Annotated in this window: 24 protein-coding genes; 15 read left to right on the forward strand and 9 right to left on the reverse strand. The window is 59.0% G+C overall.

What is annotated here, in order from left to right:
* Positions 1 to 27: 27 nt before the first annotated feature.
* The 4 genes from RYC18_RS07990 to RYC18_RS08005 all read left to right on the forward strand — a co-directional run bounded on the left by RYC18_RS07990 (position 28) and on the right by RYC18_RS08005 (position 3,782).
* Positions 28 to 1,149, forward strand: coding sequence for a uroporphyrinogen-III C-methyltransferase (locus RYC18_RS07990; protein ID WP_004662896.1), 1,122 nt, complete (start codon positions 28 to 30; stop codon positions 1,147 to 1,149).
* Positions 1,146 to 2,390: a heme biosynthesis protein HemY gene (locus RYC18_RS07995; protein WP_004667181.1), complete on the forward strand. Its 1,245-nt coding sequence runs from the start codon at positions 1,146 to 1,148 to the stop codon at positions 2,388 to 2,390. The genes RYC18_RS07990 and RYC18_RS07995 overlap by 4 nt, the downstream gene beginning before the upstream one ends.
* Before the next feature lie 216 nt (positions 2,391 to 2,606).
* Entirely contained in the window at positions 2,607 to 3,134 is a 528-nt protein-coding gene (locus RYC18_RS08000; RefSeq protein WP_005732781.1) for a disulfide bond formation protein B, read from the forward strand.
* 174 nt (positions 3,135 to 3,308) lie between these two features.
* On the forward strand, positions 3,309 to 3,782 hold the full coding sequence (locus tag RYC18_RS08005; RefSeq protein WP_002551368.1) for an Rsd/AlgQ family anti-sigma factor: 474 nt from the start codon (positions 3,309 to 3,311) through the stop codon (positions 3,780 to 3,782).
* 80 nt (positions 3,783 to 3,862) lie between these two features.
* Here RYC18_RS08005 and RYC18_RS08010 read toward each other — a convergent pair whose 3' ends face one another.
* Complete coding sequence (locus RYC18_RS08010; RefSeq protein WP_002551367.1) at positions 3,863 to 4,543, reverse strand: FKBP-type peptidyl-prolyl cis-trans isomerase; 681 nt, start codon at positions 4,541 to 4,543, stop codon at positions 3,863 to 3,865.
* 216 nt (positions 4,544 to 4,759) lie between these two features.
* Here RYC18_RS08010 and RYC18_RS08015 point away from each other — a divergent pair, with 216 nt between their 5' ends.
* A complete protein-coding gene (locus RYC18_RS08015) occupies positions 4,760 to 5,785 on the forward strand; it encodes an AlgP family protein (protein ID WP_316885013.1) in 1,026 nt (341 codons plus the stop codon).
* On the opposite strand, the gene RYC18_RS08020 is transcribed toward RYC18_RS08015, so the two are convergent.
* A complete protein-coding gene (locus RYC18_RS08020) occupies positions 5,782 to 6,258 on the reverse strand; it encodes a TIGR02444 family protein (protein WP_316885015.1) in 477 nt (158 codons plus the stop codon). The genes RYC18_RS08015 and RYC18_RS08020 overlap by 4 nt on opposite strands.
* A gap of 46 nt (positions 6,259 to 6,304) precedes the next feature.
* Between RYC18_RS08020 and abc-f the strand changes: the two genes are divergently transcribed.
* The 6 genes from abc-f (at position 6,305) to RYC18_RS08050 (ending at position 12,439) form a co-directional block, all read left to right on the forward strand.
* Entirely contained in the window at positions 6,305 to 8,215 is a 1,911-nt protein-coding gene (gene abc-f, locus RYC18_RS08025; RefSeq protein ID WP_005743916.1) for a ribosomal protection-like ABC-F family protein, read from the forward strand.
* A gap of 16 nt (positions 8,216 to 8,231) precedes the next feature.
* Positions 8,232 to 8,825: a mechanosensitive ion channel family protein gene (locus RYC18_RS08030; RefSeq protein ID WP_316885018.1), complete on the forward strand. Its 594-nt coding sequence runs from the start codon at positions 8,232 to 8,234 to the stop codon at positions 8,823 to 8,825.
* 67 nt (positions 8,826 to 8,892) lie between these two features.
* The gene (locus RYC18_RS08035) at positions 8,893 to 9,525 is read left to right on the forward strand and encodes a LysE family transporter (RefSeq protein WP_002551362.1); all 633 of its coding nucleotides are present in this window, start codon (positions 8,893 to 8,895) and stop codon (positions 9,523 to 9,525) included.
* 161 nt (positions 9,526 to 9,686) lie between these two features.
* Positions 9,687 to 11,585, forward strand: coding sequence for a cytochrome c/FTR1 family iron permease (locus tag RYC18_RS08040; protein ID WP_316885022.1), 1,899 nt, complete (start codon positions 9,687 to 9,689; stop codon positions 11,583 to 11,585).
* Positions 11,586 to 11,798: 213 nt separating this feature from the next.
* Positions 11,799 to 12,029 (forward strand): hypothetical protein, encoded by a 231-nt coding sequence (locus tag RYC18_RS08045; protein ID WP_005743920.1) that lies wholly within the window; start codon positions 11,799 to 11,801, stop codon positions 12,027 to 12,029.
* A 95-nt stretch (positions 12,030 to 12,124) separates the two neighbouring features.
* Positions 12,125 to 12,439, forward strand: coding sequence for a hypothetical protein (locus RYC18_RS08050; protein ID WP_057405712.1), 315 nt, complete (start codon positions 12,125 to 12,127; stop codon positions 12,437 to 12,439).
* A gap of 78 nt (positions 12,440 to 12,517) precedes the next feature.
* On the opposite strand, the gene RYC18_RS08055 is transcribed toward RYC18_RS08050, so the two are convergent.
* Together RYC18_RS08055 and prlC are read right to left on the reverse strand one after the other, a co-directional pair.
* Positions 12,518 to 12,805 carry a YheV family putative zinc ribbon protein gene (locus RYC18_RS08055; protein ID WP_005743922.1) on the reverse strand — a complete coding sequence of 96 codons (288 nt, stop codon included), beginning with the start codon at positions 12,803 to 12,805 and terminating at the stop codon, positions 12,518 to 12,520.
* On the reverse strand, positions 12,802 to 14,853 hold the full coding sequence (gene prlC / locus RYC18_RS08060; protein WP_316885028.1) for an oligopeptidase A: 2,052 nt from the start codon (positions 14,851 to 14,853) through the stop codon (positions 12,802 to 12,804). Before prlC ends, RYC18_RS08055 begins: the two co-directional genes overlap by 4 nt.
* A gap of 112 nt (positions 14,854 to 14,965) precedes the next feature.
* On the opposite strand from prlC, the gene RYC18_RS08065 reads away from it, so the two are divergent.
* Complete coding sequence (locus tag RYC18_RS08065; protein ID WP_002551357.1) at positions 14,966 to 15,511, forward strand: gamma carbonic anhydrase family protein; 546 nt, start codon at positions 14,966 to 14,968, stop codon at positions 15,509 to 15,511.
* Positions 15,512 to 15,651: 140 nt separating this feature from the next.
* Here RYC18_RS08065 and RYC18_RS08070 read toward each other — a convergent pair whose 3' ends face one another.
* Positions 15,652 to 16,707 (reverse strand): aminopeptidase, encoded by a 1,056-nt coding sequence (locus RYC18_RS08070; protein ID WP_316885030.1) that lies wholly within the window; start codon positions 16,705 to 16,707, stop codon positions 15,652 to 15,654.
* Positions 16,708 to 16,994: 287 nt separating this feature from the next.
* On the opposite strand from RYC18_RS08070, the gene RYC18_RS08075 reads away from it, so the two are divergent.
* Both RYC18_RS08075 and RYC18_RS08080 read left to right on the forward strand, forming a co-directional pair.
* On the forward strand, positions 16,995 to 17,663 hold the full coding sequence (locus RYC18_RS08075) for a hypothetical protein (RefSeq protein WP_054994651.1): 669 nt from the start codon (positions 16,995 to 16,997) through the stop codon (positions 17,661 to 17,663).
* An 85-nt stretch (positions 17,664 to 17,748) separates the two neighbouring features.
* The gene (locus tag RYC18_RS08080) at positions 17,749 to 18,114 is read left to right on the forward strand and encodes a hypothetical protein (protein WP_316886131.1); all 366 of its coding nucleotides are present in this window, start codon (positions 17,749 to 17,751) and stop codon (positions 18,112 to 18,114) included.
* On the opposite strand, the gene RYC18_RS08085 is transcribed toward RYC18_RS08080, so the two are convergent.
* Positions 18,115 to 18,348, reverse strand: coding sequence for a DUF1161 domain-containing protein (locus tag RYC18_RS08085; RefSeq protein WP_011167298.1), 234 nt, complete (start codon positions 18,346 to 18,348; stop codon positions 18,115 to 18,117).
* Between the two features lie 118 nt (positions 18,349 to 18,466).
* Positions 18,467 to 18,898, reverse strand: coding sequence for an OsmC family protein (locus tag RYC18_RS08090; protein WP_002551353.1), 432 nt, complete (start codon positions 18,896 to 18,898; stop codon positions 18,467 to 18,469).
* A gap of 212 nt (positions 18,899 to 19,110) precedes the next feature.
* Here RYC18_RS08090 and RYC18_RS08095 point away from each other — a divergent pair, with 212 nt between their 5' ends.
* Positions 19,111 to 20,112 (forward strand): LLM class flavin-dependent oxidoreductase, encoded by a 1,002-nt coding sequence (locus RYC18_RS08095; RefSeq protein ID WP_316885037.1) that lies wholly within the window; start codon positions 19,111 to 19,113, stop codon positions 20,110 to 20,112.
* Positions 20,113 to 20,251: 139 nt separating this feature from the next.
* Here RYC18_RS08095 and RYC18_RS08100 read toward each other — a convergent pair whose 3' ends face one another.
* Positions 20,252 to 20,476 (reverse strand): DUF1161 domain-containing protein, encoded by a 225-nt coding sequence (locus tag RYC18_RS08100; protein WP_002551351.1) that lies wholly within the window; start codon positions 20,474 to 20,476, stop codon positions 20,252 to 20,254.
* A 150-nt stretch (positions 20,477 to 20,626) separates the two neighbouring features.
* Positions 20,627 to 20,842: a dodecin gene (locus RYC18_RS08105; RefSeq protein WP_002551350.1), complete on the reverse strand. Its 216-nt coding sequence runs from the start codon at positions 20,840 to 20,842 to the stop codon at positions 20,627 to 20,629.
* Between the last annotated feature and the right edge of the window lie 70 nt (positions 20,843 to 20,912).

The following is a 20,912-nucleotide window of genomic DNA, read 5'->3' on the forward strand; positions in this document are numbered from 1 at the left end:
TACGCCAAAATGCAAAGGATGGGATACGTGAGCGAAACAGCCTTGCCTAAAGACGAAGAATCGGTGTTGAAAACGCCTGCACCCAAGCCTGACCCAGTACGTGCCGAGCGCACCGGCAGCCGCAGCAGTGGCCTGGTATTCCTGGCCTTGCTGCTCGGTATCGCTGGTGTCGCGGTCGCAGGCTGGGGAGTCTGGCAACTGCGCATGCTGCAAGCCGGCCACCAACAGCAGCGCGGCCAGGTTGAAGATATCGCCGAGCAGACGCTGGTACTGGCTCAGAATGATCAGCAGCTGAGCGCACGCCTTGCGCAATTCCCGCCTGCCGATCAGTTGGCAGACAGCAGACGGCTGGTCGCGCAATTGCAGGGCGATCAGCAGCGTCTCAGCCAGCGACTCGAAACCGTGCTGGGCGCAAGCCGCAAGGACTGGCGCCTGGCCGAGGCCGAGCATTTGCTGCGTCTGGCCAGCCTGCGTCTTTCAGCGCTGCAGGACATCAACAGTGCTCAGGCGCTGGTTCAGGGTGCCGACGAAATTCTACGTGAGCAGGACGATCCCGGCTCCTTTGCCGCCCGCGAGCAACTGGCCAAGAGCCTTGCCGCCTTGCGCAGCGTCGAGCAGCCAGACCGCACCGGACTGTTCCTGCAATTGGCCGCCCTACGCGAACAGGCTGAGCAGCTCAATAAGCTGGCACCTGAATACGAAGACAAGGGCGAGTCTCTTCTGGGCCTGACCGCCGACAAGACTGAACAAAGCCGGTGGACGCAGTGGTGGGACGAAATTTCCCACTACTTCCGTATCGATTTCAACGCCGACAAGGATATACGCCCGGTATTGGCAGGCCAGAGCCTTTCCCAAGTGCGCCTTGCCCTGAGCCTGGCGCTGGAGCAAGCGCAATGGGCGGCGCTCAACGGCGAGCCGCAGGTCTATACCAAGGCCATCACCGAAGCACAGAGCGTTTTGAAGGCCAACTTCGATCAGGACGACCCTCAGAGCAAAGTGCTCGCCCAAGGGCTTGAGGCGCTGGCCAATCAGCCTGTGTCGGTCAAGACCCCTGATCTTGCGCAGAGCCTGAGCTCGGTGCAGGCCTACCTTGAACGCCGTCATGCCGCGGGCCAGCCAGCCGAGGCGCAACAGGGGACCAGCCGATGAAGCGCTTTTATGTGCTGTTATTCATCGCTATCGCTGCTGCGGCGCTGATTGGTGTCGCCATCGCCGAGCATTCCGGCTACGTGCTGATCGCCTATCAGAACTTCCGCTATGAATCGAGTCTATGGGCAACGCTGGCATTGCTGGTCGCAGTTCTGCTGGTGATCGCCCTTCTCAGGCTGGTCATCACGCTGCTGACGACGTCAGGCCGCGTGGTCAACCCATGGTCGCGTCGTAACCGCCGTCGCCGTGTGCAACTGGCTATCGAGCATGGCCAGATGGACCTTGCCGAAGGACGCTGGGCCAGCGCACAACGTCATCTGCAACGGGCGGCCGAAGCCGATGCCCATCCATTGCTTTACTACATTGGCGCCGCCCGCGCGGCTAATGAGCAGGGGCGTTACGAAGACTGCGATGCCTTGCTGGAGCGTGCGCTGGAGCGTCAGCCGCAAGCCGAGCTGGCAATTGCCCTGAATCACGCTCAACTGCAACAGGATCGTGGCGACACCGAAGGTGCGCTCACCACGCTGCTGGCAATGAAAGAGCGTCATCCACATAACCCTCAGGTGCTTCGCCAGTTGCAACGGCTCTATCAGCAACGTGGCGACTGGTCCGATGTTGTCCGTCTGATGCCGGAACTGCGCAAGGACAAGGTCCTGCCAGCCAAGGAGCTTGCCGAGCTGGAGCGCCGCGCCTGGGGCGAGAACCTGACCCTGGCGGCCTACCGCGATGGTATCGAAGGCTCACCCACCGGGTTGCCTTCGCTGGAAAGCGCCTGGCAAGGACTCGGCTCCGCACAGCGTCAGGAGCCGCAACTGGTGCTGGCGTATGCCGATCAATTGCGTCGTCTGGGCGCCGAAGCTCAGGCTGAAGAGGTGCTGCGTAGCGCCCTCAAGCGCGAATACAACAGCCATCTGGCGCGTCTGTATGGCCTGGTGCGCGGCAGCGATCCGCTGAAGCAACTGCAAACGGCAGAAGGCTGGCTCAAGCATCATCCTGCCGATCCAAGCCTGTTGCTGAGCCTGGGGCGTATCTGCCTGCAAGGCCGATTGTGGGGCAAGGCGCGGGATTATCTGGAGAGCAGCCTGCGTCTGGAACGCAATCCCGAGACCTGCGCAGAGCTGGCTCGTCTGCTGGCCCAACTGGGTGAGACAGATCGCAGCAATACGCTGTTTCAGGAAGGCCTGGGCCTGCTCGACGAACGCTTCCTGTCGCGCCCTGTGCCTGTGCTGACCAAAGCATAAAGCTGCCGGAGAGCCCCGTGCGAGGGCTCTCCATGCTGTCTCGAAGACCATCAGAAAATAGTGCGTGAGAATCTTCCTACGCCGATGTGTAAAAGAACCACGTAGTAGTGTGTTTGTTTTCCCAGGTAAACAGCGACGTATCCGCACGCCGCCACCTTGAATGCGCCGCACCCTTTCCTCTACCGTAATCGCCTCGTCCTTTGTTACGGATTTGCCATGTATCTGGCTCGCACACGCTTCCTGTTTTTCCTGGCATCGCTGGCCTGTGCATCAATCATTGGCACCGCCTTTTATCTGCAGCAAACCTTCGGCCTCGACCCTTGCGTCCTTTGCCTGATACAACGCGCGGCAATCATCGCCTGCGGTGTGTTGGCATTGTGCGCTGCCTGCCACGCTCCCGGCCCGACAGGCATGCGGCGCTACAGCCTGGGCTTTCTGCTGATCGCGCTGACAGGGCTTGTTACGGCAGGCGCTCAGGTATGGCTGCAAACCGCCTCGGCAGATCAATTGATACCTTTCATTACCAGACTGGAGCATCTGTTAAGCCTGCTCTCACTGGACATGTGCATTGACCGGCTGCGAAGCGATGCAATGTTTTGCGCAGAAATCACCTGGACCCTGTTCGGTATAAGCCTGCCGGAGTGGAGTCTGCTGGCATTTACCGGCCTTGCGCTGTTACCCCTGTATCCTCTTTTCAGCGAATTCAGCCACTGGCTGGCGACCAAAGATCGGGCCAGGTATTAAACGCTTGTATGAACTTTATCTCCTGCGTACCTTGAAGGCCTTGTCGAGCGGGCATAATCTGGCCCGCACGCGTCACTGGAAATATGCTGTCCTGGCGCATCTATCAGGCCAGGTACAGGCTAACCGCCAGGACCGGCCCAGGACTGCATGCCCCTGAAGGGAAGAGAGAAGACCATGCTGGAAAGTTGTCAGAATGCTCAGGAACGCTGGGGCGGAGTCAATAAGCTGATTGATCGCTGGCTTCAAAGCCGCCTCGAACTGGTCGAAGCCTACGATGCGCTGGGCGACACGCCCCAGGCTCTGGCAGCCGACCGTGAAGGCTTGCAGAACTTCTGTGGAGTTCTTGTCGATTACGTATCGGCCGGCCACTTTGAGGTCTATGAACAGCTGGGTGATGAAGCCCGCGCGTTCAACGACGAGCGTGGGCTCGAGCTGGCTGACACGATCTACCCGCGCCTGGACGTCATTACCAAGTTCGCGTTGACGTTCAATGATCGTTGCGACAAGGGCGACTGCTCGGACGCTACGGTGGTGGCCAAGGAATTCAACCAGCTGGGGCAACTGCTGCACGAGCGCTTCGAGCTGGAAGACTGCCTGATTGAAGTGCTGCACAACTCCCACAAGGAAGAGATCGCCGCGCAGGTGTGACCGCTCGCGTGCAGAGGCTACAAACCGCCAAGGGTGCTTTTGCACCCTTTCGCGTTTCTGGATTCCGGATTTACATCCGCTTACTGTGAAACGGCAATCAGCTCGATTTCAAATACCAGCGGAGTGAACGGATCGATCAGGTCGCCAGCACCCTCAGCGCCGTAGGCTTGATCCGAAGGAATCACCAGTCGCCATTTCGCGCCGGTCGGCATCGTCTGCAATGCGCTGGTCCAGCCGCTGATCACGCTGTCGAGCCGGAACCATTGCGGCTGGGTGCTCTGATCGAAGATCGTGCCGTCCGGCAAACGACCCACATAGCGCACTTCAACCCTGCCATTGGCATCAGGTTTGGGCCCCGTGCCAGGTGTCAGCTCGGTCATGAGAATCCCGTCCGCCAATACCTTCACACCCGGCTTGGCCTTCTCGCTGTCCATGAACGTGCGCTCTGCCTTCAGGGCTGCTTCGGTAGGCGCGTCTGTGCCTGCGGTCTCGGCCTGCGCGATTGCGGCGTCATGCTCACGCAGGACCTGGTCGATACGCTCCTGCTTGAGTGCCAGCGGCTTGCCCTGATAAGCCTGTTTCAGACCGTCGACAAGTGCCTTCAGATCAAGGTCAGGGACTTCCTGATGCAAGCGTTCACCCAGGCTTGCACCCAGGCTGTAGGCGAGATCATGACCATCATCGGCCGCCGCAGGTGGTGCTTCGGCAGCTTGAGCCAGGGGTAGCAAGAGGAACAACGACGTTAACAGGTAGCGCGACATTAATGCTCTCCGGCCTGGGAAGGCAGCGATTATGCCAGCGCCAGCGCGTGTAGTGACGAGTCTTGCCAAGTGAATTTCACAATGCCTGTGCATCGTGTCAGGCAATCATTTTTTGCAGTATGCAACAGCGCCCCCTGGATGCTGTCAAGATGCGCTAGCGGCGATGCGCGCAGAAGCCTAGTATGAGCCGCAATTTCGTCACCCAGGAGGTAAGTCATGTCGGCCAAAAAGAAGCCAGTAAATACTCCGTTGCATTTGCTTCAACAATTATCGGGCAGCTTGCTTGAACATCTGGAAGACGCCTGTTCCCAAGCCTTGGCTGATGCCGAGAAACTGCTCGCCAAGCTTGAGAAACAACGCGGCAAGGCGCAGGAAAAACTGCACAACTCCCGCATCAAACTGCAGGACGCTGCCACCGCCGGAAAATCCAAGGCACAGGCCAAGGCCAAAGACGCCGTTTCCGAGCTGGAAGAGTTGCTCGATGCTCTCAAGGATCGCCAGACCGAAACCCGCACCTACATTCTGCACCTCAAGCGCGATGCCCAAGAGAGCCTGAAGCTGGCCCAGGGTATCGGTCGCGTGAAAGAGGCGGTCGGCAAGATCCTCACCACTCGCAATGCCAAGCCTGCTGCCCCTAAAGCCGCCACCAAAGCAGCGACTGCCGCTACAGCAAAAGCACCTGCAAAAACCGCAGTAAAAGCGGCCGCTGCCAAGCCAGTCGCCAAAACTGCTGCCAAGCCTTCGTCGGTCGCCAAGCCTGCAGCCAAACCTGCGGCAACCAAGGCCCCGGTCAAAGCTGCCGCCAAACCTGCCACCCGGGCAGCGGCAGCAGCCAAGCCTGCCGCGGCAAAAACAGCCGCCGCCAAGCCAGTTACGGCTAAACCTGCCGCCACCCGGCCGGCTGCCAAAGCGGCTGCGGCCAAGGCACCTGTCGCCAAAACGACGGCAAGCAGCGCTGCCAAACCAGCAGCAGCAAAAACTCCGGTAGCTAAACCAGCGGCCAAAGCCCCGGTAAAAGCGCCCGCGAAGGCCGCGACCAAAGCACCAGTCAAGGCACCTGTGAAAGCAGCAGCCAAGCCTGTCGCAAAACCTGCGGCCAAGCCAGCAGCGAAGCCGACCGCCGCCAAACCGGCTACGCCAGCGCCTGCTGCCGCTGCCAAGCCGACGACGCCTGCACCTGCCGCGCCATCTGCTGCACCGGCAACACCTGCCAACGGCGCAACGCCAACCAGCGCTTCCTAAGTCTGGTCGACGGCATGTCCAACCGCGATGCGCAGCACCTGCAGCGCATCGCGGTTTTTTTCTGCCTCTCCGTCAGCGAGCTCGATCAGCCATTCCTCTGCACTTCTCGCCTCACCCGCTGGCCAGTCTCCAGCCAGTGCCTCAAGCTTCAGCATCAGACTCTGTTCGGCCTCCAGCTCCAGCGCCTTGACCTTCATTCGCAACGTCATCAGCACCGCGTCCTCAAGCGCTGCATTGCGCCATTGGTTACGCAAATCCCGCAGCGGACGCACCACTTCATCGTGCCAGGGTGTCGCCAATTGCCTTATTTGCGTTAATCGCTGCGCATTGCACGCCACTTCGCGCGTGCCGAGCCAGACCCCGCAAAGCACCATGCACACGTTGGCCCCGTTGGCTTGCAGCGTCAGACAAGCCTGCTCTACACCCGGACGGGCGTAGAAATCGAGGGTGAAACTCCAGAGCGCTGAAGGCATAGTGATCCACCTGTTCAGGACGAAGCTGGTAGACTCCGCCGCCATTATGATTCGACTTCAAAGCCTTACCTTACAGCGTGGTCCGCAACGTCTGCTAGAAGACGCCGAGCTGACCCTGCACGCCGGCCATAAAGCCGGCCTGATCGGTGCCAATGGCGCCGGTAAATCCAGCCTGTTCGCCTTGCTGCGTGGCGAGCTGACGCCCGATGCGGGTGACTGCCTGCTGCCCGCCGACTGGCGTATCGCGCATATGCGTCAGGAGGTCGACACCCTTGAGCGCCTGGGCGTGGACTACGTACTCGACGGCGACGAGCGCCTGCGCGAGGTTCAGCGTCTGCTGGCCGAGGCGGAAGCCGCGCAGGACGGCGCTGCTCAGGCGCGTCTGCATTCGGAGCTCGACAGCGCCGACGGTTACACCGCAGATGCGCGGGCACGCAAGCTGCTGGCAGGGTTGGGCTTCACCAACGAACAGATGGAACGTCAGGTCGGCAGTTTCTCCGGCGGCTGGCGTATGCGCCTGAACCTCGCGCAAGCGCTGATGTGCCCATCGGACCTGTTGCTGCTCGACGAACCGACCAACCACTTGGACCTGGACGCCATTCTTTGGCTTGAAGACTGGCTCAAAAGCTACCCTGGCACCTTGCTGCTGATTTCCCACGACCGGGATTTTCTGGACGCTGTGGTCGATCACATCGCCCATGTCGAGCAACGCAAGATCACGCTTTACCGTGGCGGCTACAGCGCTTTCGAGCGCGCTCGTGCCGAACGTCTGGCCCAGCAGCAACAGGCCTACGAGAAGCAGCAGGCGCAACGCGCGCACATGGAAAAATACATCGCGCGCTTCAAGGCCCAGGCCACCAAGGCCCGTCAGGCCCAGAGCCGGATCAAGGCACTGGAGCGCATGGAAGAGCTGTCCGCCGCGCACGTCGATTCGCCGTTCAACTTCGTTTTCCGTGAGTCCGACAAGATCTCCAGCCCGTTGCTGGATCTGTCAGACGCGCGTCTGGGTTACGGCGACAAGACCATCCTCGAGAAGGTCAAGCTGCAACTCACGCCCGGTGCACGCATCGGCCTTCTGGGTCCGAACGGCGCAGGCAAGTCGACGCTGATCAAAAACCTCGCCGGCGAGCTCGAGCCGCAAAGCGGTCGGCTGGTGCGTGGCGAAAACCTCACCGTCGGCTACTTCGCCCAGCATCAGCTTGACTCACTGGACGCCAAGGCGACCCCGTTGCTGCACTTGCAGCGCCTGGCACCGACCGAGCGTGAACAGACGCTGCGCGACTTCCTCGGCGGCTTCGATTTCCGTGGCGCACGTCTGGATGAGCCCGTGCTGAATTTCTCCGGTGGCGAGAAAGCGCGTCTGGCGCTGGCGCTGATTGCCTGGGAAAAGCCTAACCTGTTGCTGCTCGATGAACCGACCAACCACCTCGACCTGGAGATGCGTCTGGCGCTGACCATGGCCTTGCAGGAGTTCGGTGGCGCGGTACTGGTGGTGTCTCACGATCGGCACTTGCTCAAGAGCACCACCGATGACTTCCTGCTGGTGGCTGACGGCCGCGTACAGGAGTTCGACGGCGATCTGGATGACTACACGCGCTGGCTGGCCGATTACCGCCTGCGCAACGCGCCGGTCAGCACCACGCCAGTCAACGCCGACAAGACTGACAAGAAAGCCCAACGTCAGCAGGCAGCGGCCTTGCGTCAGCAACTGGCGCCACACAAGCGTGAAGCCGACAAGCTGGAGCGTGACCTTGGGCTGGTGAATGAAAAACTCGCCAAGGTCGAGGAAGCGCTGGCGGACAGCACCAACTACGAGGCGGCCAACAAGGACAAACTGCGCGACCTGCTGGCCGAGCAGGCCAAGCTGAAAGTGCGTGAGTCCGAGCTGGAAGACGCCTGGATGCAGGCGCTGGAACTGCTGGAGTCCATGCAGGCCGAGCTGGAAGCATTGTCGTGAGAGAGGCGGGGAAGTGATGGACATGTTGGGCCTGCCGGTATCCGCGTACTGGCTTGAACCGCTGCTGGTGGGTGCGCAGATTCTGCTGATCCTGTTGGCCGGTTACGTATTGCAACGCATCGTGGGCGGTTTTCTGACCGGTCTGGGCGAGCGTTATCCGTTGCCGCCAGAGCTGCTGGTGCCGGTGCGTGGCGGCTTGCGCTGGTTGATCATGGGCAGCGCGTTTGTTCTCGTCCTCGGCCGCCTCGGAGTTTCGGCCACGGTGCTGTGGACGGCACTGTCCGGCTTTGTAGCCGTCGCGGCGGTGGCGTTCTTCGCCATGTGGAGCGTGCTGTCGAACCTGCTCTGCGCCATTTTGATCTTCACCATCGGCCCGTTCCGCATCGGTGACATGGTCGAGCTGGTCGATACGCTGGACAAGCCCGGGGTAAAAGGTCGCGTGGTCGCTATCAATCTTATGTTCACCACCCTGATCGAGCCCCCGGAAGCCGGTGGCGCGTTGGTTCAGGTGCCCAACAGCCAGTTCTTCCAGAAGTCGGTCCGGCGCTGGCGCGGCAGTGATCTGTTTCCACAGATGGTGGTTGCGAAGCAGCCTGACGAGCAGGATTAAAAATAGTTAGCCTTCCAAAGCGTTAACCACTAATTTATCGGGCATTCGACTTTGCTTGAGGTGCGTGATGGCGCTTGAAACGTGGCTGGGCTTCTTTGCGGCCTGCTGGATTATCAGCCTTTCCCCTGGCGCAGGCGCTATCGCCTCCATGTCCTGCGGCCTGCAATACGGTTTCCTGCGCGGCTACTGGAATGCCCTGGGGCTGCAAATTGCGTTGGTGGCGCAGATCGCGATTGTTGCTGCCGGGCTCGGCGCGGTATTGGCAGCTTCCGAGATGGCCTTCACGTTGATCAAGTGGTTCGGCGTGGCGTACCTGGTCTATCTGGGCATCAAGCAATGGCGCGCATTGCCTGCTGACCTTGGCGACGAGTCTGCCGTGCGCCCTGTCGGCAAACCGATGACGCTGGTGATCCGCGGTTTTCTGGTCAATATCAGCAACCCCAAGGCTCTGATCTTCATGCTGGCGATTTTGCCGCAATTCATCGAACCGGCTGCTCCACTGCTCATCCAGTACGCCATTATCGCGGCGACCATGGTCGTGGTCGATCTGATCGTGATGGCCGGCTACACCGGGCTGGCGTCGAAGGTGCTGCGCATGTTGAAGACACCTCGCCAGCAGCGTCGCCTGAATCGTACGTTTGCCAGTCTGTTCGTAGGGGCTGCGGGGTTTCTGGCCACGCTGCATCGCGGTACAGCGTAAACCTGTCGACCTCTTCAAGCCTTTGAACGGGCTAATGTCCTGTTCGAAGGCTATATGAAGTCCGAATGTAAGATTCTGTAACAAAAACAGACTTCGACACTTGAGTAGTGCTCTTGCGGCGTTAACAATGCACCGCATCGCATTCCTGTCGAGATTCTGCAATGCCCCTCCGTTCTCGTTTCCTTGCCTGGCTGCTGATACCGCTACTGGCGCTGTGCAGCGGCGTCACGCTGGCTGATCCTGTCGAGGGCGCAGCCCAGGCGTTGCATCTGCTGGATTATCTGGGTGCCGACTATCCGGCCACTGTGGCGGATGGCAAGGTCGTGAATAGCGCCGAGTATCAACAGCAGGTCGACAACCTGGCCGCGCTGCAAAGCCTCGTCGTGGCCCTGCCGCAACGCGCAGAGCGTGCTGACCTGGAACGGGCCGTGACGCAGCTGAAAAGCGCCGTAGCGGGTCGACAGGACGGTGCGCAGGTCGCTCGTCAGGCGCGGCAGTTGAGTGCGAAGCTGGCACTTGCCTACGAAGTCAGCCAGGCCCCGGCCATTACTCCGGACCCGGCCCGTGGTGCGCCCCTTTACGCTCAACATTGCTCGGTCTGTCATGGCGATAGCGGCGCAGGTGATGGCCCGGCAGGCATCGGCCTGGAACCGCCTCCCTCAAACCTGCGTGACACGGCACGGCTGGATCGCCTGAGTCTTTATGATCTCTACAACGCGACCGGGCTGGGCATCGCCGGTACCGATATGCCCGCATTTGCCGACCAGCTGGACGACCGCCAGCGCTGGGACATCGCGACCTATATCGCCAGCTTCAGTGCGCAACCGGTTGCCAACCCAGCCAAGACCTTCAACATCGCCGACCTGGCTCGTCAGACACCTGCCGAAGTTCAGACAGCCGAGGGGCCGGATGCCAGCGCAACCTTTCGTGTCCAGCGCGCGCAGCCGCCACAGGTGCAGCGCGGCCCGGCGCAACTGCTGGATTACACCAGTGTAACGCTGGACAAAAGCCTGGCTGCCTACAAGGCCGGTGATCGCGAGCAGGCCTATGATTTGTCGGTGGCAGCGTATCTGGAAGGTTTCGAACTGGTCGAAAGCTCGCTGGATAACGTAGACGCCAATGTGCGCAAGGACACTGAAAAAAGCCTGATGGCTTACCGACAGTCCTTGCAGGATAGCCTGCCGCTGGCGCAGGTTGCACAAAAGCTGGAAGCGGCCAAAGGCAAGCTCAAGGAATCGGCGGGGCTGTTGGGCAGCGATGGTCTGAGCCTGTCGCTGAGCTACGTTTCGGGCTTGTTGATTCTGCTGCGTGAAGGGCTGGAAGCGATTCTGGTGCTGGCGGCGATTCTGGCGTTTCTGCGCAATACCGGCCAGCAGTCTGCGGTACGCAGCGTCAACATCGGCTGGGGTCTGGCGCTGCTGGCAGGGCTGGGTACCTGGGCACTGGCGGCCTATGTCATCGACGTCAGCGGCGCACAGCGTGAATTGCTGGAAGGTGCCACCGCGCTGTTTGCCAGCGTAATGGTGCTCTGGCTTGGTGTGTGGATGCACGACCGTCGTCATGCCGCCGCATGGCAGGACTATGTCAAAAGCAGTCTGGTCGGCGGCGGTGGTCGTTTCGGCTTCGCGGTGCTGGCGTTCTTCTCGGTGTATCGCGAGCTGTTCGAAGTGATCCTGTTCTATGAAACCCTGTGGTTGCAGGCAGGACCCGCCGGGCACGATGCCGTGCTGGCGGGTGGTGCCACGGCGCTGGTGCTGCTCGTGGGCCTGGCATGGGTCATCCTGCGCGGTTCGGCGAAGCTGCCGCTGTCGCTGTTCTTCGGTATCAACGCTGCGCTGCTGTGCGCGCTGTCAGTGGTGTTTGCCGGTCACGGCGTCAAGGCGCTACAGGAAGCGGGCATATTCGGTACTAGACCCGTGCCGTTCTTCGAGTTCGACTGGCTGGGTATCCACGCCGACCTGTACTCGCTGAGCGCACAGGCCATTGCCCTGATCGCCATTGCGGTGCTGTACGGCAGAAGCCGTCTGGCAGAGAAACGCAGGCTGCAGACAGAAAGCTGAGACTTCAATATATGGACGGACACGTGGCGCCTGCCGCGTGTCCGCAATAGACTAATAAGCATTATTACCGCCCGCCGTTAGATACGTTCCTCCCTGTACAAACAACCACCTGTTACTTCTGCCAGTAGACGTACTTTCTCGTCAGGCCTAGTGTAGCGAAACGCCAACTCGGCTAGCGGGTACTGGCGCATTTACCTGAAAACGAGGTGGGTGATGGTCAAGTACGAGATTCGGTTGTGGGCTGAAGATACCAAGCGACATAACCATCCTGTAATAGCCATTGAGTTTTATGAGGATAATGAACTTCAAGAACATGCCCTGATAAAACTTTATCCTCATGGACGATACGAAATAATAGGAGGCCAACTGGGCAGGGATGAGGAAGTGCTCCATGTTCTGGCGTTGGCGTTCAGGAAGAAGGTCGCTGAGCTGGCGGATTGGTAAGGCCTGGCTTAGGCTTGGCGCAAAACCTTAATTTTTACAGGTGCCGGAAAGGTCCGCAGTGCTGGCATCTCAATCAATAAAAGAGGATTGAGAACATGGCTAATTATGAAATCAGAATTTCTAGTGACGATTTTGAAAGTGATGGAGTTCCTGAGGTTTTGGTGGAGTTCTGGAACCTTGATAAGTCGGTAGGCACCGACTACACGCTTCCTGGGCTCAAGATTTTAGTTACTCAAAAAGGTGAACTATCCCATACGGCTTATGCTACTACACCAGAATCAGGCAAGCCCTACGACACCGTTAAAAGCGGTGCTGATGTCGACGGAGTAGCAGGTGTTGGCCAGGCAGATAATGAACTTGTTCTGGGTCTGGTCAACGCATTTGTAAAACTGAAAATTTCCAGCCAGTAAAGCCGTGCGTGCGAAGACCCTCAGCCTCTATCTTGCGCAAAGGGGCGTTTTATACGCCCCTTTTTAGCGATGGATCAATCAACCCAAATCCACCGGCTTCTTCAACTTCGGATTCGGAAAAAACTGCACACCCTGCACCTTCGGGTCTGCCGGTTTGACCACCACCTTGTTGACCCGTGTACCCAGCTCCTTCGGTATCGAAATACCTTGTTCGTTGAGCGTATCGCTGTAGCCGCAACCCACGCATTCGCGGTGCGGCACGTCGTTTTCGCTCCACATCATGAGCTTGTCAGGCTCGCTGCACGCCGGGCAAACAGCCCCGGCGATGAAGCGTTTCTTGGTAATGATTACCGGTGTATCGGTCATGCTGCCGCATCCTCACTCAAGCCACTGTGACGCAAGAGTGCGTCAATCGACGGCTCGCGTCCGCGGAAGTCGACGAACAGCACCATCGGTGCCTGTGAACCGCCACGGGCCAGAATGGCTTCGCGGAAGGCGCGACCGGTTTCGGCGTTGAGCACACCGTCTTCCTCGAATTTCGAGAACGCATCGGCAGACAGCACTTCGGCCCACTTGTAGCTGTAATAACCGGCGGCATAACCACCTGCGAAGATGTGCGCGAAGCTGTTCGGGAAACGGTTGTAAGCAGGCGGACGCATCACCGACACCTCGTCACGAATGCCTTCCAGCACCTCCAGCACGCTGCGGCCGTCGCCGTGGGTGGCGTGCAATTCAAAGTCGAACAGCGAGAACTCCAGCTGACGCACCATCATCAGGCCGGACTGGAAGTTCTTGGCGGCGAGCATTTTCTCCAGCAGGTCCTGCGGCAATGGCTCGCCGGTTTCGTAATGACCGGAGATCAGCGCCAGGCCTTCGGGCTCCCAGCACCAGTTTTCCATGAACTGGCTCGGCAACTCGACTGCGTCCCAGGCCACGCCGTTGATACCGGATACGCCGGCATGATCGATGCGGGTCAGCAGATGATGCAGGCCATGACCGAATTCGTGGAACAGCGTGGTGACTTCATCGTGGGTCAGCAGCGCAGGCTTGCCCGCGACCGCAGGCGTGAAGTTGCACACCAGATTGGCCACCGGGCTTTGCAGTGTGCCTTCAGCCGTGCGACGGCGATCACGGGCGCCGTCCATCCAGGCACCGCCACGCTTGTTGGCGCGCGCATACAGATCGAAGAAGAAACGCCCGACGTGCTGGCCGTTTTCCTTGATCTCGAACAGACGAACATCCGGGTGCCAGGTGTCGAAGCCTTTTTGCTCGGCAATCTCGATGCCGTACAGACGCTGGACGATAGCGAACAGACCGCCGAGCACTTTATCGATGGGGAAGTAGGCACGCAGGATTTCCTGGGAAACGCTATAGCGCTGTTCGCGCAGCTTCTCGCCGTAGAAACCGCTGTCCCAGCTTTGCAGATCCGGGCAACCCTGTTCGGCGGCGTAGGCCTTGAGCTGCTCCAGATCCTGGGCCGCGAAAGGCTTGCTGCGCTTGGCCAGGTCACGCAGGAAGCTCAGCACCTGATCGCTGGACTCGGCCATCTTGGTTGCCAGGCTCAGCTCGGCAAAGTTCGCGTAGCCAAGCAGTTGCGCCAGTTCCTGACGCAGGTCGAGGATCTGCTCCATGACAGGGGTATTGTCGTTCTTGCCCGCATCCGGGCCTTGATCCGACGCGCGAGTGCAGTATGCCGCATAGACTTCTTCACGCAGTGCGCGGTCTTCGGCGTAGGTCATCACCGCGTAGTAGCTCGGGAATTCCAGCGTGATCAGGTAGCCTTCCAGATCCTTGGCCTTGGCGGCGGCAGCCATCTGCTGTTTGGCAGAATCGGTCAGGCCGGCGAGGGCGGACTCATCGGTAACCAGCTTGGTCCAGGCCTGAGTGGCATCGAGCAACTGGTTGGAAAACTGGCTGCCCAGCTCCGACAGTTTGCTCTGCACTTCGGCGTAACGCTTCTGCTGTTCAGGCGGCAGATCGATGCCGGACAGGCGAAAATCGCGCAGCGATTGCTCCAGAATGGTCTTCTGACCGACGTCGAAGGTGGCGGCTTCAGGACCGTTGGCCAGCGCTTCATAGGCCTGAAACAGTGCGCGATTCTGGCCCATCTCGGTGGAGTAGGCGCTCAACGCCGGCAGGCACGACTCATACGCTTCGCGCAGCTCAGCGCTGTTGCACACGGCGTTCAGGTGGCTGACCGGGCTCCAGGCAGCGCCCAGGCGGTCATTCAATTCGTCCATCGTCAGGACCAGCCCGGCCCAGGTCGGTGTCGACCCCTGTTTAGCGAGGATGTCGGCAATCGCGGCACGGTTGTCCGCCAGGATTTTTTCAACAGCAGGTTTGACATGTTCGGCACGAATCGCCGAAAAGGGTGGCAGGTCGTACGATTGCAGAAGAGGGTTGTTCGCGCTCACGGTTTTGCACCTTGGCTGGAAGAAACACCCAACCATCTTAATTACAATCGACGCCGACCGCAGCAACCAAACCCGCTCTGCACGCCTATCACTGCCAAAGAAGGAGCCTATCGTGGCCATTCGCAAGTTTCAGGACCACACCCCAGCCCTCGGCGAACGGGCCTTTGTCGACCATTCAGCGGTGGTTATCGGCGATGTTGAAATCGGAGCCGACAGCTCCGTCTGGCCGCTGACGGTGATACGCGGCGACATGCACCGCATCCGCATCGGTGCCCGCACCAGTGTGCAGGACGGCAGCGTGCTGCACATCACCCACGCAGGCCCCTTCAACCCGGACGGTTTCCCGCTGCTGATCGGCGACGAAGTGACCATCGGCCATAAGGCCATGCTGCATGGCTGCACAATCGGCAACCGCATCCTGGTCGGCATGGGCACCACCATCATGGACGGCGCGGTTGTCGAAGACGAGGTCATCATCGGCGCAGGCAGCCTGGTGCCACCGGGCAAAGTGCTGGAAAGCGGGTTTCTGTACGTTGGTCGTCCGGTCAAACAGGTACGTGCATTAACCGACAAGGAAATCGCCTTTTTTCCGTACAGCGCCACTAACTACGTGAAGCTCAAGGATCAGCATCTGGCGGAGGGGTTTGATAAGGCCTGACTATCGTTCCTGCGCTCCAGCGTAGGAATGCATCCCGGGACGCTCTGCGTCACAAATCTGCACAGCGCCGCTCACTCGAGACCGGACGCAGAGCGTCCAGAAAGGCATTACCACGCGCAGCGTAGTAACGATAATCGTACTCAGGGCATCAACCGCTGCAACGCCGCCTTGCGCGCCTCGACCGGCAGCCCTCCCAGCTTTTCCACGGCATTGAAAAACGCCACCCAATCGCCATTCACCTGCCTGAACAACGCTGCAAACGCTGGCACCCACTGATCATAAAGACCAAATGGCAGCAGCTTGGCGTTGTTCATAGGGCTGTTGATCCAGGCATCAAAACGCTTGTCGCCTGCCCATTGTTCATCGCGTAACTTGCGGTAGTCACTGCGCAACCGCTCGAACTCTTCAGCCTTGCGCGCGCGCATCACCTCAGCCGACAACGGCTGACGATACAACGCCTTGAGCCGCTCCCGAGTGTCGAGCACCAACCGGATAAACTGGTCACGCCGTGCGGACTGCGAAACACTCTCCGGCGGCAAACCCCGCGCCGCACGCCACTGCCGCGTACCTTCCTGTTCGACGAAGCTGGCGTAGGACTCGTTGAACTCGGTGTCGTCTTTCACATAAAACCACTGATGCGCCAACTCATGAAAAATCAGCGTCGCCAAACGCTCATCTCCCCAGCCCATCATCGAACTGAGAATCGGGTCATTGAACCAGCCCAGTGTCGAATAGGCTTCCACACCGCTCAAATACACATCCTTGCCCGCCTGACGCTGCAACGCCGCCTCACCACGCGCCCCGCCAGGGCTGTAATAACCGCGATACGCGACACAGCCGGCAATCGGAAAACAATGCGTAACAGGCTCCAGCGAGAACTCATCCGTCGCGAACACATTCCACACCACATAAGGGCGGCCCAGGTCCGAATACAGGCGGTAACTCTTGTTGTCCGGCAGATGCAAATGCTCACTGGCAAACGTCCGTGCCAACTGTGAACGGGCCAGACGCTCACGCAACCCGGCATCCCGCTTCGGGTCAGCGACGATCTTCGCCACCGGTTCGCGAGCCTGCAGCAATTGCCACTGCCCCTGAGCCAACTGCCCGTAGTAAGAAACGCTGGAGCAGCCGGCAAGCAGCGTGACGGCCGTCAGCGCTGGCAGGTGTCGAAGGCGTGGCAGGGAGAATGTGGCCATGAAGGAAGTGCTTTGGTGGCTTGGGTACGGTGATGTTATGCAGGAGGGGAGTGGGGATGTGCAACTGTTATGAGGATTGAAGGTTACAGAGACTCAAACCACGGACGAGCTGGAACGCACCAAGCTGTGCGCCCGTGTAAAAAGCTATTTTCATTAGACACAAACAGAAAACCCACCGTGCAGGTGGGCTTTAGGTATTGCTATATCATCTGTCCGTGGGGGGAGGCATAAGCCAGCTAGGCCCTCGGCAAGTGGGCAGACTATAGGGAGATTTGCAGTTGTCGTCAATGTCAGCTTTAGAGGTCGCAAAGGCAATCAGATTGTCCATTTCCTCTGCCCGGATTTCGACGTATGAGAACGCAGCGCGCGCTGTGGGCCGGGGTCTTGATGAGGCCATCACTTTGTATGCCTGGAACGCCCTCGTCTCTGCAGCGTTCCTTACACCGCTACACCTGTGCGAGGTGATTGTTCGTAACGGTGTTGCAGACGCAATCGCTTCGGTTTACGGCCCCGAGTGGCCTTGGAGTCCCGGCTTCGAACAAAGCTTGCCCAATGTTACAGGTCCGGTTTTCAAGCCAAAACAAGAGCTTGCAAGAGCCAGACAGAAATGTGGAACAACCGGGGCCGTTATTGCGGAGTTGAAATTCGTCTTTTGGGAAAAAATGTTCACAAAACGGTTTGAAGGCCGTATCTGGACTCCTTATCTATACCGCTTTTTTCCAAACCTCGAAAAGTGCTTCACTGTATCTGCCCACCGAGCAAAGATCGCGGCTGATCTCGAACAAATCCGATTGCTTCGAAATCGAATTGCTCATCATGAACCAATCTTTTCACGAAACCTGAGAAGCGATTTTGCCGTTATCCAACGCTTGACCGAAACACGCTGCGCAGTTTCTGCAGACTGGATGAATGGCCAACAGCAGGTCATGTCAACGGTTGCCACTAAACCTTTTTAAACAGAGGTACACCTCGGTGCCAAACCGTCTTCTGATACTGATAACCGCACTCACTCTAGCCACCCTCGCCGGATGCGCCGGCCCCTTGCCCACCGTCAATCCGGACATGGTGTGGGTCGAGATGCGCACCGTCACCGGCCAGTTGATCATGGGCGACAAGCTGGATGGCGAGAACACCTACGACGGGCGCTATTTTCAGGTGACGCCGGGCAGCCATGAGTTACAGGTGCGTTATGACTATGAGTACCGGTCGGGCGGCATGGGGATGATCGGCGACGAGTACACCGAGATCACGTGTTACGTCAGTGTTCGTTACGACCACTTCGCTGCCGGGCAGCGTTATGTGCTGGAGGTACGCTCACTGGCGAACAGTGTCGACGCCTGGCTTTACGATGCAGAGCGCAAGGTGGTGGCCGAAGAGGAAGAAGAGGGCGGGGTGCACTGCATCTGATCAGCGACCGTTGAGCTGGTAGATGATTTTTTTCGTACCGTTGTCGCAACTGCCGACGATCATGCTGGGATCGGAAGCCTCTTCGTTGCTAACAATTTCCAGCGTGTAGGACGTGACGTTGTTGGCCTGGATCTTGGCTTCGATTTCATCCTTGAGTTCTTCACAGGATTTCGGCGCCGCCAGGGCGCTGGTTGCCAGCAGGGTGCAGGTTACTGCCAGAATAAAACGTTTCATGCTCGACTCCTGATCAAAATCAAACCATGCGCCAATGAACGCATGACCGATGAAGCAAGCCAGCTTTATACAGGAGATGAAGGAGCGCACAAGGCGCTCCCGCAAAGCTCGCTGTGGATCAGCTCAACAACGTAGCATCCAGAGTGATCTTGGCGTTCAGCACCTTGGAAACCGGGCAGCCTTCTTTGGCTTGCTTGGTCAGTTCGTCGAACTTCTCCTGCGTTGCGCCTGGCACTTTGGCCTTTAGGGTCAAATGCACAGCGCTGATTTCAAAACCGCCTTCAATCTGGTTAAGCGTCACGTCAGCCTGAGTGTCGATGCTCTCAGCAGTCAGGCCTGCACCGCCCAGAATCATGGACAATGCCATCGAGAAGCAGCCTGCGTGGGCCGCGCCGATCAATTCTTCAGGGTTGGTGCCTTTACCGCCTTCAAAACGAGCCTTGAAGCCGTAAGGCGCTTCTTTCAACACGCCGGTTTCCGTGGAAATGCTGCCGATACCGTTTTTCAGATCACCTTCCCAGTGGGCGGATGCTTTCTTGACGATGCTCATGGTGGCTCCTTCTTGAGATGAATTTGGATCAATGCTGTTACAAGGTTCTGAGGATAGACGGCTCTGGAAAGTTCAACCGTCGGAAAGACCAAGCGTTTAAGTAGGTTTTTATCCGCCTGCCATTGAAAAGCCAGACTTGCGCCCGCACTGCTGTTTCATCGTGGGCAGCTCTAGCAGCCAGCCCATCACAATTCGAGGAGCTACCCCGGCCTATGAAACGTCTGGCAGATGTAAAAATTTCCACCCTTGATCTGGTGCCGGTGCGCCACGACAAAGGGCCCGCCGATTCCCTTCGCAACTCGCTCAACCTTGCCCAGCATGTTGAAAAGCTGGGTTACAACCGCTTCTGGGTAGCCGAGCACCACAACATGGACGGCATCGCCAGTTCAGCGACCGCGGTGCTGCTCGCCTACCTGGCAGGCGGCACGTCGACCATTCGTGTCGGGGCTGGCGGGATCATGCTGCCCAACCATGCACCACTGGTGGTTGCCGAGCAGTTCGGCACGCTGGCCAGCCTGTATCCCGGTCGGATTGATCTGGGGCTGGGTCGCGCGCCGGGTTCCGATCAGATGACCGCTCGCGCCTTGCGCCGCGAACGCTCCGGCAGCGCCGAAGATTTTCCGGATGACGTCACCGAGCTGATGGAATATCTGGGGCCGCGTACGCCTGATCAAAAAGTGATCGCTGTTCCTGGCTCAGACACCAACGTGCCGATCTGGCTACTGGGCTCGAGCCTGTTCAGTGCTCAACTGGCAGGCATGCGCGGTTTGCCGTATGCCTTCGCGTCGCATTTTGCGCCGCGTTATATGCATGAGGCGATTCGCGTGTACCGCAATCACTTCCAGCCATCGGCCGTGCTCGACAAACCCTACGTGATGCTCGGCGTTCCGCTGTCCGCAGCAGACACCGACGAGCACGCCGAATACCTCGCGACATCTGTTTACCAGCGCATCCTGGCGCTGATGCGCGGGCACAGTCTGATGCAGCGCCCACCGGTCGAATCCATGGACGGCCTGTGGCTGCCGCATGAACGTGAAGCGGTGGCGAGCTTCCTGGGGCTGGCGATGGTTGGCGGCCCGGACAAGATCCGCGCCAAACTGGATGTGCTGCTTGAACAGACCGATGCCGATGAACTGATCTTCACGTGCGACATGTATGAGCACGAGGACAGGCTGCGGTCCTACGAGATTCTGGCGCAGGTCGCACAAGGCTGATAGCAACCTTTCGGGTCACAACGCGGGCTTCAAAAACAGCATCGCCCCGGACTGGATGACAGTCCGGGGCGATGCTGTTTTTGAAACCTGCAAACGGGATTAGCCGGGCGAACCGACCTGAGTCAGGCCCGGCTGGCAATCAACCGCGCTGGTAAACGACTTCCTTGGTGCCGCCTTCGCAGGTGCCGACGACTTGCTTGTCGGACGCGCTGCCTTTCTCGACCACTTCCAGCGTGTAGGACGTTACGCCCTTCGCCTGGAGTCTAGCGTCGATTTCACTTTTCAACTCTTCACATGGCTTGCCTGCCGCGAGGGCAGTACCTGCAATGCTCAGCAAGCCTACAGCCAACAAAAACTTCTTCATGGGTAATCCCTCTCGTCCGGCCAAATGAAGACGCCATCGGAACAGGCGCCCATTGAAAACCCCCACGCCCACACATCAACCGTGTGGTCATATCAGTGTGTGTGTAGCGCAGGTTATGGCAATCGGCCAGCCGAAAGGTTCAGAAGGGCATCAGCTATTGGTAATGCGGAAGCCGACTTTCAAGGTGACCTGGAAATGCGCGACTTTGCCGTTTTCGATATGGCCGCGGGTTTCGGTCACCTCAAACCATTCCATCAGGTCGAGGCTTTTGCTGGCTTCGGCCAGGGCGTTGTTGATGGCGTCTTCGATAGTGGTAGTGGAAGAGCCTACGATTTCAACTTTTTTGTACGTGTGATGATCGGTCATGGCAGTTCTCCTGAAGGTCTGGAAAAGACGCGATATAGACCGCGCTCCCTGCTTCTGTCAGGAGAACGCG

The sequence above is a fragment of the Pseudomonas syringae group sp. 247E2 genome (genome assembly GCF_032587795.1).
GTDB lineage: Bacteria > Pseudomonadota > Gammaproteobacteria > Pseudomonadales > Pseudomonadaceae > Aquipseudomonas > Aquipseudomonas amygdali.

Coding starts and splice junctions, on each gene's coding strand:
- RYC18_RS07995 (WP_004667181.1), top strand. CDS start 1,146: ATGAAGCGCTTTTATGTGCTGTTATTCATCGCTATCGCTGCTGCGGCG.
- RYC18_RS08000 (WP_005732781.1), top strand. CDS start 2,607: ATGTATCTGGCTCGCACACGCTTCCTGTTTTTCCTGGCATCGCTGGCC.
- RYC18_RS08005 (WP_002551368.1), top strand. CDS start 3,309: ATGCTGGAAAGTTGTCAGAATGCTCAGGAACGCTGGGGCGGAGTCAAT.
- RYC18_RS08010 (WP_002551367.1), bottom strand. CDS start 4,543: ATGTCGCGCTACCTGTTAACGTCGTTGTTCCTCTTGCTACCCCTGGCT.
- RYC18_RS08015 (WP_316885013.1), top strand. CDS start 4,760: ATGTCGGCCAAAAAGAAGCCAGTAAATACTCCGTTGCATTTGCTTCAA.
- RYC18_RS08020 (WP_316885015.1), bottom strand. CDS start 6,258: ATGCCTTCAGCGCTCTGGAGTTTCACCCTCGATTTCTACGCCCGTCCG.
- abc-f (WP_005743916.1), top strand. CDS start 6,305: ATGATTCGACTTCAAAGCCTTACCTTACAGCGTGGTCCGCAACGTCTG.
- RYC18_RS08030 (WP_316885018.1), top strand. CDS start 8,232: ATGGACATGTTGGGCCTGCCGGTATCCGCGTACTGGCTTGAACCGCTG.
- RYC18_RS08035 (WP_002551362.1), top strand. CDS start 8,893: ATGGCGCTTGAAACGTGGCTGGGCTTCTTTGCGGCCTGCTGGATTATC.
- RYC18_RS08040 (WP_316885022.1), top strand. CDS start 9,687: ATGCCCCTCCGTTCTCGTTTCCTTGCCTGGCTGCTGATACCGCTACTG.
- RYC18_RS08045 (WP_005743920.1), top strand. CDS start 11,799: ATGGTCAAGTACGAGATTCGGTTGTGGGCTGAAGATACCAAGCGACAT.
- RYC18_RS08050 (WP_057405712.1), top strand. CDS start 12,125: ATGGCTAATTATGAAATCAGAATTTCTAGTGACGATTTTGAAAGTGAT.
- RYC18_RS08055 (WP_005743922.1), bottom strand. CDS start 12,805: ATGACCGATACACCGGTAATCATTACCAAGAAACGCTTCATCGCCGGG.
- RYC18_RS08070 (WP_316885030.1), bottom strand. CDS start 16,707: ATGGCCACATTCTCCCTGCCACGCCTTCGACACCTGCCAGCGCTGACG.
- RYC18_RS08075 (WP_054994651.1), top strand. CDS start 16,995: ATGTCAGCTTTAGAGGTCGCAAAGGCAATCAGATTGTCCATTTCCTCT.
- RYC18_RS08085 (WP_011167298.1), bottom strand. CDS start 18,348: ATGAAACGTTTTATTCTGGCAGTAACCTGCACCCTGCTGGCAACCAGC.
- RYC18_RS08090 (WP_002551353.1), bottom strand. CDS start 18,898: ATGAGCATCGTCAAGAAAGCATCCGCCCACTGGGAAGGTGATCTGAAA.
- RYC18_RS08095 (WP_316885037.1), top strand. CDS start 19,111: ATGAAACGTCTGGCAGATGTAAAAATTTCCACCCTTGATCTGGTGCCG.
- RYC18_RS08100 (WP_002551351.1), bottom strand. CDS start 20,476: ATGAAGAAGTTTTTGTTGGCTGTAGGCTTGCTGAGCATTGCAGGTACT.
- RYC18_RS08105 (WP_002551350.1), bottom strand. CDS start 20,842: ATGACCGATCATCACACGTACAAAAAAGTTGAAATCGTAGGCTCTTCC.